General features: G+C 36.1%; 10 protein-coding genes and 1 tRNA gene. 6 read left to right on the plus strand and 5 right to left on the minus strand.

The window, feature by feature from the left end; all coding sequences use genetic code 11:
* Positions 1-79 precede the first annotated feature (79 nt).
* Positions 80-865, plus strand: a complete 786-nt coding sequence (locus tag ACH2AZ_RS11065; protein ID WP_394907888.1) for a tRNA pseudouridine synthase A — start codon at positions 80-82, stop codon at positions 863-865.
* Between the two features lie 16 nt (positions 866-881).
* On the plus strand, positions 882-1574 hold the full coding sequence (locus tag ACH2AZ_RS11070; protein ID WP_394907889.1) for a TVP38/TMEM64 family protein: 693 nt from the start codon (positions 882-884) through the stop codon (positions 1572-1574).
* Between the two features lie 15 nt (positions 1575-1589).
* Here ACH2AZ_RS11070 and ACH2AZ_RS11075 read toward each other — a convergent pair whose 3' ends face one another.
* Genes ACH2AZ_RS11075 through ACH2AZ_RS11085 form a run of 3 tightly spaced genes read right to left on the minus strand, consistent with a single transcriptional unit; the run spans position 1590 to position 3454 of the window.
* A complete protein-coding gene (locus ACH2AZ_RS11075; RefSeq protein WP_394907890.1) occupies positions 1590-1937 on the minus strand; it encodes an SdpI family protein in 348 nt (115 codons plus the stop codon).
* 33 nt (positions 1938-1970) lie between these two features.
* Entirely contained in the window at positions 1971-3047 is a 1077-nt protein-coding gene (corA, locus tag ACH2AZ_RS11080; protein WP_394907891.1) for a magnesium/cobalt transporter CorA, read from the minus strand.
* 14 nt (positions 3048-3061) lie between these two features.
* Positions 3062-3454 carry a glyoxalase gene (locus ACH2AZ_RS11085; protein ID WP_394907892.1) on the minus strand — a complete coding sequence of 131 codons (393 nt, stop codon included), beginning with the start codon at positions 3452-3454 and terminating at the stop codon, positions 3062-3064.
* A gap of 119 nt (positions 3455-3573) precedes the next feature.
* On the opposite strand from ACH2AZ_RS11085, the gene ACH2AZ_RS11090 reads away from it, so the two are divergent.
* The 4 genes from ACH2AZ_RS11090 (at position 3574) to ACH2AZ_RS11105 (ending at position 9985) form a co-directional block, all read left to right on the plus strand.
* Positions 3574-4932: an NAD-dependent succinate-semialdehyde dehydrogenase gene (locus ACH2AZ_RS11090; protein WP_394907893.1), complete on the plus strand. Its 1359-nt coding sequence runs from the start codon at positions 3574-3576 to the stop codon at positions 4930-4932.
* 118 nt (positions 4933-5050) lie between these two features.
* Positions 5051-5124 (plus strand) — tRNA-Arg (locus ACH2AZ_RS11095).
* 674 nt (positions 5125-5798) lie between these two features.
* Positions 5799-7016, plus strand: a complete 1218-nt coding sequence (gene dinB, locus ACH2AZ_RS11100) for a DNA polymerase IV (protein WP_394907894.1) — start codon at positions 5799-5801, stop codon at positions 7014-7016.
* Positions 7017-7018: 2 nt separating this feature from the next.
* On the plus strand, positions 7019-9985 hold the full coding sequence (locus ACH2AZ_RS11105) for a DNA polymerase III subunit alpha (RefSeq protein WP_394907895.1): 2967 nt from the start codon (positions 7019-7021) through the stop codon (positions 9983-9985).
* A gap of 392 nt (positions 9986-10377) precedes the next feature.
* Here ACH2AZ_RS11105 and ACH2AZ_RS11110 read toward each other — a convergent pair whose 3' ends face one another.
* Both ACH2AZ_RS11110 and ACH2AZ_RS11115 read right to left on the minus strand, forming a co-directional pair.
* Entirely contained in the window at positions 10378-11100 is a 723-nt protein-coding gene (locus ACH2AZ_RS11110) for a hypothetical protein (protein ID WP_394907896.1), read from the minus strand.
* Between the two features lie 268 nt (positions 11101-11368).
* Positions 11369-11575: a DUF2892 domain-containing protein gene (locus ACH2AZ_RS11115; RefSeq protein WP_379046454.1), complete on the minus strand. Its 207-nt coding sequence runs from the start codon at positions 11573-11575 to the stop codon at positions 11369-11371.
* Between the last annotated feature and the right edge of the window lie 9 nt (positions 11576-11584).

The following is an 11584-nucleotide window of genomic DNA, read 5'->3' on the forward strand; positions in this document are numbered from 1 at the left end:
TATTCAGTTAAAAACCTGTTTAATTTTTTTTAAACGGGTTTTTCTTTGTTATAATTGACCTAAAAGTAACTTTTAAATCATGCAACCCCAACGCTATTATTATCTTATTAAGCTTCAGTACTTGGGTTTTAGATACCATGGTTGGCAAAAACAACCCGATGTTAATACGGTAGAACGTATGCTAGAACGCACGCTTTCATACATTTTAGATAGGGCACGGTTTAAGGTAATCGCAGCAGGCAGAACAGATGCTAAGGTTTCGGTAAACCAAACTTATGTCGAATTATTTCTTTATGAAAATGAGTTAGAATGCGACGGATTTCTAGATTTGTTGAACAAGAATCTACCACCCGACATACGCGCCTTAGGAATTGAAGAGACCACCCGTGATTTTAACATTATAAAAAATGCTAAAGTGAAGGAGTACCATTACTTTTTTGCTTTTGCTAAAAAATTTCATCCCTTTGCTGCGCCGTTTATGGCCTATGTAAAAGATGATCTGGATATTGATTTAATGGCTCAAGCAGCTAGCTTATTTGTAGGAAAGCATGATTTTAGAGCTTATGCTTTTAGACCTAGTCCGCAAACGGTTACAACGGGAGAGATTTTTTCTTGTGAATTAGTGGAGAATGATGTGTACACAGCTAATTTTTTTCCAGAAAAAAGTTATGTCTTTAAAATTAAAGGTAGCGGTTTTAAACGGCATCAGATCAGACTTATGATGGGAGCGCTTATCGATCTAGGTAGGGGAGATGTAAACCTTGACTTTATCAAATCAACTTTAAATCCTGATAATGACATAAAACTAGAACATATTGCTCCGGCTTCTGGACTTATCTTGCATCAAGTAAAATTAAATCCGTAAAGCAATAGTTTATAGCATGCAAAATCTCCTAAAAAAATATAGCGCAGTCTTCATTAGTTTATTGGTATTTGGCATTTTAGGGCTTTGCTATGCTTTTATTCCGAGCTTTAAATCGGTTACCCAAGATTTGTGGGCGGCACTCTTAGCGGGCAATACCCAAGAGGTACAAAAAATTATAAGCGACTTTGGTTTTTGGGGAGCACTAATTTTAGTACTAATTATTGTTTTGCAAATGTTTTTAATCGTGGTACCTTCTTGGTTACCCATGGTGGTAGCGGCATTGGCTTATGGCTTTTTTGAAGCGGTAGCCATTTCGGTAAGCGGTGTGTTTATTGCCTCGAGTTTAGGCTATGTACTCGGATTACAAATTGGGCACCATAATATCAAACGAATTTCAGGAAAGAAAAATTATAAAAAATTAAGTTTTTGGGTAAAAGAATATGGGTTTTTAAGCGTGCTGTTGTTTCGCATTTCTCCATTTCTATCTAATGATGCCATCAGTTTTATTGCAGGTGGAATGAAAATGAATTTTCTTAAATTCATAGGTGCTACCTTAGCTGGTATTATTCCTTTAAGTGTTGCCATTGCTTATTTCTCGAGCAGTATAGACAAGCTAAAAGAAAGTCTATATTATATTGGTGGAGCTGGTATTTTGCTTTACGGAATTTTTATTTGGTTAGATTACCGAAAAAGAAAATCAAAAGCTTGAATCCAATTAAATTAGTTATTCTAGAGCTTTCAAACCTTTTTCAACTTTTAAAAAGAGCCAAACGATTGTTATCGCTATAAAAGTTAAACCAAAGACGGCAGACCAAAAAGGAGAAAATATTTCTAGTAAATCTAACGGAGCGCAAAACAAGCTTATAAGTCCTATTTGCAATATATATTTTGCCGCAAATTGTTGCGCTTTAAGCCAGTAGATTTTACCTTTTTGAGAGCGGTAACTTTTATAACCATAAAAAGAATTGATCTTCTTAGGGGGGTATGTCCTCAACATAATTCCGGCAAAAACCGAAATAAATCCATAACCAGCCAGCAAAATCAAAAAATGTTTATCTACTAAAACAATCATTGGTTCAGTTTACTAAAGAAAAGCTGTTTCGTTTTACCACCAGTTTTTACGCTTAAAGTAAATTACTAATGCCAAACTTATTAAAATCATTACTCCCCAAGCATAATAGTAACCATACTCCAAATCTAGCTCGGGCATATGGTCAAAATTCATCCCGTAAATACCTGCGATGAAAGTAAGAGGTATAAAAATACTTGCCATAATGGTTAGTACCTTCATCACTTCATTCATTTTGTTAGAAATACTACTCATATACATATCCATAAGCCCCCAAGTCATTTCTCGGTATATTTCAATATTTTCAGCTACTTGTATACCGTGGTCGTGCAAATCACGCAAGTAATTTTTTGTACGTGCTTCAATGAGTTTATGCGATCCATTTTCTAGGCGTGCAATAACTTCTTTGACGGGAAAAATAGCCTTACGCACTCTAATTATTTCACGTTTTAATTCTTGAATATCTAGCGCTGTTTGGTTGTTTACATTGTTAGTAAACAGGTTATCTTCTAAATTTTCAACTTTTTCGGCCAGTTGTTCAACCACCTCAAAATAATGATCAAGAATAGCATCGAGTAAGGCATAAGCTAGGTAATCGGTTTTAAAGGTACGCAAGCGGCCTTGTGCATTTTGCAATCGCTCCCTTACACCATCAAAAACATCACTTTCTGCTTCTTGAAAACTAATTACATAATTTTCTCCAAAAGCAATGCTCACATGTTCTTTTATTAAAACATCTTGTGTATCATAATACAACATTTTTACTTGTAAAAAAATATAATCTTCATACACATCAATTTTAGGCCGTTGGCGTGTATTAACAATATCTTCTAACAATAACGGGTGTAAACCAAAGTGATTTCCTAAAGATTCAATAGCTTTGGTATTATTCAAGCCATCAAAATCTATCCAAGCAATATTTTCACTGTCTTTATAAGTAAAGGCATCTTCAACCTGTGCTAACTTCTTATAAGTTAAAAAGTCTTTACTATATTCAAATACTTCTATTAGGGTATCTTGAGTTTGTTTTTCACCTACATAAACTACCTTTCCTGGTATTTGGTTTACAATTGATTTTTTACTTTTTACTTTATTCTTTCGTGATTTACGCATAGGTTTTTAGTTTTTTAAGCTTCTAGTAGCTGTAGCTGATCGATTAAGCGTTGCGCGATAAGCCGGTTGATACGTTTGTTGATCTCAGATTTATTTTCCTGGTAGAAACTCAATTCCTCAAAGGTGAAAAGCGCTAGCGTGATTCCTTGTAATAATTTTCTTAGCTGATTGTCTTTGCTGATTTCATTTGAAATATACGTTGGGCGATCCTCTTTTTTTAAAATATAAAACAGGTTTTTCCTTTTGCTGATATGCATTTTAAAAACCTCTAACAGCAGCTCATTCTGGAATTTTAAAATAGGTCGTAAACAAGTGTTTTGAAAATGCTCAAGCGGATTTTGAAGGGGAGAGGTAGTTAGGTTTAAATTTGGTCTTAACTGAAAAAGTGCTTCAGATCTTGATTTCATAACAGATAAAACTAGTTTTTAATAAAAATACAGAAAATGCCTAGAGCTACACGTTAAAATCATCTTAATAAAAAATTGAATTCTACTCCAGATGCTTATTTTTAACCTAAAATGAAACTATGATTAAATCTACAAATCCGTACACGGGAGAGACCATAAAAAAATACCGCCAAGACACAAAATCAATACTCAATAAAAAACTTAAACGCGCCGAAAAACAATATAAAGTTTGGCGCACGCATAGCTTGAGTAGTCGTGCTAAATTTGTACGAGCTATAGGCCAAGTTTTACGTGAAAATACCAATCAATATGCAGCGATGATTACCCAAGAAATGGGTAAGCCCATCAGCCAGGCTAAAGCCGAAGTTGAAAAATGCGCTTGGGTCTGTGATTATTATGCCGACAACGCAGCCGAAGCTTTGCAGAATGAAGTTATCGAAACCGATGCGTATAAATCTTTGGTGCGTTATGATCCTTTAGGTATTATTCTGGGCGTTATGCCTTGGAATTATCCGTTTTGGCAAGTATTCAGGTTTGCTATACCTACCTTAATGGCTGGTAATACAGTGCTTTTAAAGCACGCTAGCAATGTGATGGGATGTGCAGAACTTATTGAAGAAGCTTTTAATGAAGCCGGTTTTCCCGAAGGTTGTTACCAAAATTTAGTGATTAGTAGCAAGAAGGTAAATTCCATACTCAAAGACGATCGGGTTAAAGCCGTAAGTCTAACCGGTAGCAAACCGGCAGGTAGCGCAGTAGCTTCAAAAGCAAGCGAATTAATAAAACCTTCGGTATTGGAATTGGGTGGAAGTAATGCTCTAGTGGTTTTTGAAGATGCCAACCTAGAAGAAACCGTAAAAACATGCGTTCAAGCGCGTTTTCAGAATACAGGGCAAAGCTGTATTGCGGGAAAAAGGCTTTTGGTTCAAGAATCTGTCTATCTTGAATTTGTTGAGAAATTCATCACGCAGGTACGCGAATTAAAAAGCGGTAACCCTCAAGATGAAGATACCTTTATTGGTGTAATGGCGAGAGAAGACTTAGCCGAAGAACTAGAAAAACAACTCGAAGATTCACTTACCAAAGGCGCTCGCTTAATTCTAGGTGGCAAACGCCGAAAAACTTATTTTGAACCCACTGTTGTAATCGATGTGCATAAAAAAGCACGTATTTTTGAAGAAGAGACCTTTGGACCCGTAATGGGAATTACTCCCTTTAAAACAGATTTAGAAGCGATTGATTTGGTTAACCGCTCTAAATTTGGACTAGGAGTTTCTATTTTTACCGAAGATTACGAAAGGGCCGAAGCTTTGATCGGGCAGTTTGATGACGGAGCGGTTTTTGTGAATGAATTGGTAAAAAGCGATCCAAGACTACCCTTTGGTGGCACCAAAGAATCGGGTTATGGTCGAGAGCTAGGTACTTTTGGAATCAAAGAATTTGTAAATGCCAAAACGGTATACTTCAAAAAAAATTAAATCTTCAAATTTGATTTTGAGTAGGTTGCTCAGGTTAAAATAAAAAAAAATAAAATTAGTTAGAAAACAGCTTGATTTTTTTAAAAACAGTTATATATTTGCAACCGCTAACAGCAATGGTCGCGTAGCTCAGCTGGATAGAGCATCTGCCTTCTAAGCAGACGGTCACAGGTTCGAATCCTGTCGCGATCACAAAAACCCTTACTATTTTTTAGTAAGGGTTTTTCGTTTTTATCAGGTATCTCTTGTTGATGACTAATAATGGGATCAAAACTATTTTCTGGGTTTTTGAGTTTTTAAGCAAATAATTTTTCAAGTCTATACAGGAAGAATTCAGTTCTTCTTACTCCTCTTAATTTAGCTCTAAATGCTTTAATTTTTGCGTGCTAAGTTTTAATGGAATGCCTGATTCATTAAATGCTGCATTTTAAATCCGAGACGGTAATTAAAATTAATTACTCCCTTTAATCACATTTCCTTAAAGCTGATTTAGTTTTTAAGTATACTAAACTTATATCAAAGCAGGGTTTAAATCATATTGTCTTTATTCTAAATCCATATTGAATCTAGTATGCGTATACCTTAGTCCACTTTTTAGTGGACTCACTGTGGACTCACCGTGGACTCACCGTGGACTCAGGATACTTATGATAAAGCTTTAATAAGAAGCAAACAAACTTTGTATAGATATAAACAGTAGACGTGCCGGGTGAATTTTATGAATTAAGAATTTGTTTGTTTACTTACTTGTAAATCAAATAGTTGTTTTTTAGCTGGTAAAATTTAACACGTATAAACATACAAAACTCTAGTTATTGTTTTAATTTTGGAATAAATCCATTAAGAAGGAATAAATCCTTAAATCAATGAAACCTCAAGCTATATTACACCTCGATTTAGATACATTTTTTGTATCTGTAGAGCGTCTTTTAGACAATCGATTGCAGCAAAAACCCATCTTGGTAGGTGGCTTAGGCGATCGTGGCGTAGTGGCGGCTTGCAGTTATGAGACTAGAAGTTATGGTATACACAGCGGTATGTCTATGCAAGTGGCCCGCAAACTTTGTCCGCAAGCTATTGTGATAAAAGGCAACGCTTCTACTTATACGCAATATTCTCACTTGGTGACCGAAATCATAAGGGCAGAGGTACCTGCTTTCGAGAAAGCCAGTGTAGACGAATTTTATGTTGATTTAACCGGAATGGATCGGTTTTTTGGTACGCAGCAATTTGCTTTTGACCTCAGAAAAAAGATCATTGCAGAGAGCGGTTTGCCTATATCTGTAGGCTTATCTCAAAACAAAGTAGTTTCAAAAATAGCTACAGGCGAGGCTAAACCCAATAATGAGCGTTATATACCTCAAGGAACAGAAAAGCATTTTTTAGCTCCGCTATCAACCAGAAAGATTCCTATGGTAGGTCAAAAAACCTACACCAAATTAGTGCAAATGGGCATACAACGCATACAAACTTTGCAAGAAATGCCTTTGGCTGTGATTGAGCAGGTATTGGGTAAAAACGGAAAAACCATTTGGTTGCGTGCACAAGGTATAGACAATAGCCCTATTATACCTTATCACGAGCGCAAATCAATTTCTATGGAGCGCACTTTTAACCGAGACACAATAGATGTAGTGCGTTTAAAAAATAGCCTACAAGCCATGGCAGAAAGCTTGGCTTATCAACTAAGAAACGCACAAAAACTAACCTCAATTGTTACGGTAAAAATCAGATACTCCGATTACCAAACGCAAAGCAAACAAACCCGAATAGCCTATACCAGTGCAGATCATTTACTGGTTCCTCAAGCCTTAGCACTTTTTGAGCAGCTGTACCAAAGAAGAGTGCTCATAAGACTTATCGGGCTTAAATTTTCGGGGCTAGTAGGGGGGCATCATCAAATCAATTTGTTTGATGATTCACAAAAATTAATCGATTTATACCAATCTATTGATAAGATAAAAAACAGGTTTGGAGAACGCAGCATTTTAAAGGCTTCTACACTAGATAGTAAAAGTATTGGCGGCATGGGAAATCCGTTTAACGGTGAACCTCCTATGGTTTTAGCTCACAGAAAACAATAACAATGTATTTAAACTGTCATTCTTGGTTTTCATTGCGCTACGGGGTAATACCAGAAGATGAGCTCTGTGACTGGGTTTTAGCACAGGGTGTTCAAGATTTTGTATTAACCGATATCAACTCAACATCGGCTTGCTTATCGTTTATAAAGCATGCGCAAAAGCGCGGTGTTTGTCCGCGTGTAGGAGTAGATTTTAGAAACGAACATCAACAACTCTACGTAGGAATCGCGCAAAACAACCAAGGATATTATGAGCTCAATCGGTTTTTATCACAGTATTTAGAGCAGCAGCAAGACTTTCCGCTTCAAGCGCCTAATTTACCTAATTGTTATTTCATATATCCGATACATGCCCTAAAAAAGTTAGTAAGCTTTTCACTTTTATCCCAGCATTACGTGGGAGTTAGCTTTACGGATTTACTTTCGCTAAAGCGGAATAAATTAGCCTATCCAAAAGAAAAACTGGTGTTCTTACAAAGCCTAAGTTTTAGAAACAAAAAAGATTTTAATGCACATCGGTTACTGCGAAGCATCGATTTAAATTGCTTGTTAAGCAAACTGCCTGAAGCGCAGCAAGGCCAAGCAAAACACACTTTTTATACCCCAGAAGTAATAACGCAGTCCTGTAAGGGTATCGACTATTTGCTCAAGCAAACTCAAGAATTACTGGCTAACTGTCGGGTAGATTTTAAGTTTGGGGTACAATACAATAAAAACTTACAGCTACTGGGCAAAACTCAAGAGGAAGATACAAAGCGATTAAAAGATTTGTGCTACCAAAAGCTACCTAAACGTTACCCACAAGCATCGGTGGAGGTGATGCAACGGGTAAAAACCGAGCTGAATGCAATTATTAAGTTGGGTTTTGTTTCTTACTTTCTTATTAATTATGATATTATTTGCTACGCTCAAAAAAAGAATTACGCCTATATTGGGCGGGGTAGTGGAGCCAATTCGGTAGTGGCTTACATTTTAGAAATCACCAATGTAGATCCTATTGAACTCGATTTGTATTTTGAACGCTTTATCAATGCAGGACGCAGTTCACCTCCCGATTTTGATCTCGATTTTTCTTGGAAAGATAGAGATGACATCACCCGGTATATTTTCTCTAAATATACGCATACCGCTTTGATGGGTACTTATGTGACTTTTAAACGCAAAGCGGTAATTAGGGAGTTGGGTAAAGTTTTTGGTTTGCCCAAAGCACAAATAGACCGTTTGAGTAAAGGGAGGTTTAATGATAATCAGCTCGATCATTTAGAGCGCTTGGTGTTACGCTACAGCAAATACATAGCAGGTTTTCCCAATTATATAAGCGTGCATTCTGGTGGTATTCTCATTTTAAATCAACCGGTTTTTCATTATGCCGCCACTTTTATGCCACCCAAGGGTTTTGCTACCATACAAATAGATATGCATATTGCCGAAGAAGCTGGTATACATAAATTTGACATTTTGGCTCAGCGTGGTCTTTCAAAAATCACCGATGCACTCGCTTTAATAAAAGCCAATCAACCTCAGGCTAAACTTAAAGACATCAATAAGGTAGATGACTTTAAACAAGACACGCGTATAAATGCTCTGCTAGCTCAAGGCGATTGCATGGGCGTTTTCTATATTGAGTCTCCCGGTATGCGTGCTTTGTTAACCAAACTAAAAACCGATAATTACCTGAATTTAGTTGCTGCCAGCTCGATTATACGCCCCGGGGTTTCTAGTGCAGGTATGAAAGAAGAGTTCATCAAAAGACACCGACAACCCGAAAAAAGAAAAGAAGCGCACCCGGTTTTGAATCAGATTATGCCCGATGCTTACGGTATTATGGTATATCAAGAGGATGTGATGAAGGTAGCGCATCACTTTGCTGGCTTAGACTTAGAAGATGCCGATATTTTACGCCGTGGGATGAGCGGTAAAAAAACTTCTAAAAATCAAATGCAGCGCATAGAACAAAAGTTTATAAGCAACTGCCTGCAAAAAGGTTACTCTAGAGAAATTATACATGAAATTTGGGGACAGATAGCTTCTTTTGCCGGATATGCTTTTCCTAAAGGGCATTCGGCATCTTATGCGGTAGAGAGCTATCAAAGTTTGTACTTAAAATGTTATTTTCCTCTAGAATTTATGGTGGCTGTTATTAATAATGGAGGCGGATTTTATGGTATGCAAACCTACTTGCAAGAGCTGCGAAACTGCGGAGGGCGTGTGCATTTGCCTTGTGTAAACCAGAGTCATTTTGCTCTAACTATTGATAAACAAGATGTTTATTTGGGTCTGGGATACTTAAAAGAACTAGAACAAAAAAACATACAATTACTTTTAGAAGAAAGAAATTTTGGTGGCGCATTCCGCTCGCTCGAAGACTTTTTAAATCGGCTAAATGTTTCTATCGAGCAAGTAAGTATTTTGATTAATGCTGGAGCCTTTAGATTCACGGGGCAATCTAAATATGAATTGCTTTGGCAAGCTCATTTTCAGCTTTCTACAAATCCGTATCAACAGCAAGTCAATCGCTGGCAACAAAAGCTATTTGTAAATCCCACAAAGAAATATGAGTTACCGGCTTTAGAACAAAATTTTTTGAGTGATGCTTATGACCAAATGCATCTTTTGGGATTTCATGTGTACCATCCGTTTCAACTGCTTCAACATAAAATAAGCAGCAAGCTAGGCGTGCGCCACTTCTCTTCTTGGGCAGGTAAAAGCATTTGTATTTACGGCGATTTAATTTGCTTAAAAACCACAAAAACCAGCAAAGGGGCATATATGGCTTTTGGAACTTTCTATGACGCTTGGTTTGAAGTTTTTGATACGGTACATTTTCCAGCAACTTACAATCAATTCCCTATTTATGGTATGGGTATTTATAAAATTGTAGGTAAGCTCACCTACGCTTATGAGTACCCCAGCATTATAGTGAGCAGTATAGAAAAACAAGCCGTACGTAAAGATCCGCGTTTTGTTTAGAAAATGTAGCTACTGCTTAAAAGAAAAAATAGTACTAAGTATTGGGCGTGACCAATAAGAGATTTCATATGCCAAACATATAGGTAAATTACATTCTGATGCAGATATATAGCAAATGAGCTGCACGAGCAACTAGAATTGCGTTGACTTAAATATAGCCTTAAACATTGGGATGTAGGAATTTATCTATAAAGCGAGCAGATAAAGTAAATGCTCAAATAGAATCAATTGTTTTAGAAAAAGGATTTTGACTATGCGAAGCTTTATAATTTTACGGTTAACTTGGCAAGTATTCACCAAGCAAATAGTCCTGCATCTGCCAATACTTTACGAATTAAAAGTAAGCGAAGACAAGCCATTAATCATAGATTTAGCAATGGGCATAGAATATATTAGTAACTAAACGGACTTTTAAAGGTTGTCCAATCGGTTGTTTTTAATGATTTCCCTTCAGTATTCATTGGCGTGAACCTAACTTTATATTTTCCTTTATTTTTAAATCTAAATGCACCCGAACACATTCCATGTCCAACATTTAGTTTGGCATTCTGAGCTTTAATATAAAATGTTTTTTTAATGTCGGAGCTTAAGTCAACCACTTCAGTCTTGTACCAAATTTCAGATTCGGGGTTATTTTTAATAACGAAAATAGCATTAGCAGCTGGTCCACAACCATAATGTATAACTTCGGTTTTTTCGAATTCAATTTTCAGATTAGACTTTAGCGGCTCGAGTTCCTTTTTGTCTGTTGTTCTCCAATAAACGCTCTCTCTTTTTTCATTTTTAGATTGGTCAGCGTAATTAATATAGTATTTTGTATTGGGTTTTAATTCTATAGAGGAACAAAAAACAGCTTGGGTTAACTGCATTTGTCCTACGTGTATTTCTTCAAGATTCAGTTCAATTAATTCACCGGTTTCACTTTCAAGATAAACTTTTTTGTTTTTGAAACTATTTATTGTTTTTTGACTTGAAGCGTATCCTTGGATGATAAATTTTGAATTTAAGCCAATTTCTCTTTCTTCTGGAAAGAAAGTTATTCCACTCATCGAGCAGTCTGCAAACACTGTTTCACTACCGAAAGTGAGTAATAAAAGAAGTACAATATTTTTCATGATGATGTTTTTTAAACTTAGGTCAAATTTCGTTCCATTTATATTTTAACCCTTTGTACCTATACGGTATATACATCCGCTTTAAGCGGAATTGTGTACTTTAAAATCATAAGAAACCTCTTGTTTTATTATTAAAAGTACCCCAACGCCATAAAAAGTATTTTAGCTCACAAGCCTATTACTTTTAATCAAATTAAAATTTAAAAATAAAAAAAGGTCATCTAGCATTAGCTTAGACGACCCATTTATAATTTTCAAGAATTTACTCTTATCTTGAGCAGCAATCTCCTGCTTCTTTTACCCCTAATTTTTTGAGGATATCTTCCATAAGACACCATTTAGTAAGGGAGGACTGCAGGAGATTAATTCCTACAAAACCTGTAAACCATAAAAAATTCAAGTTTACATATACGGCCAGTAAAACACTTATTATAACAAAACTACCAGCAATTGCTCTTATCCATCTATTAATCATATTCTTTAT

It is taken from the genome of uncultured Mesonia sp., assembly GCA_947499595.1.
Classification (GTDB): Bacteria; Bacteroidota; Bacteroidia; order Flavobacteriales; family Flavobacteriaceae; genus Mesonia; species Mesonia sediminis.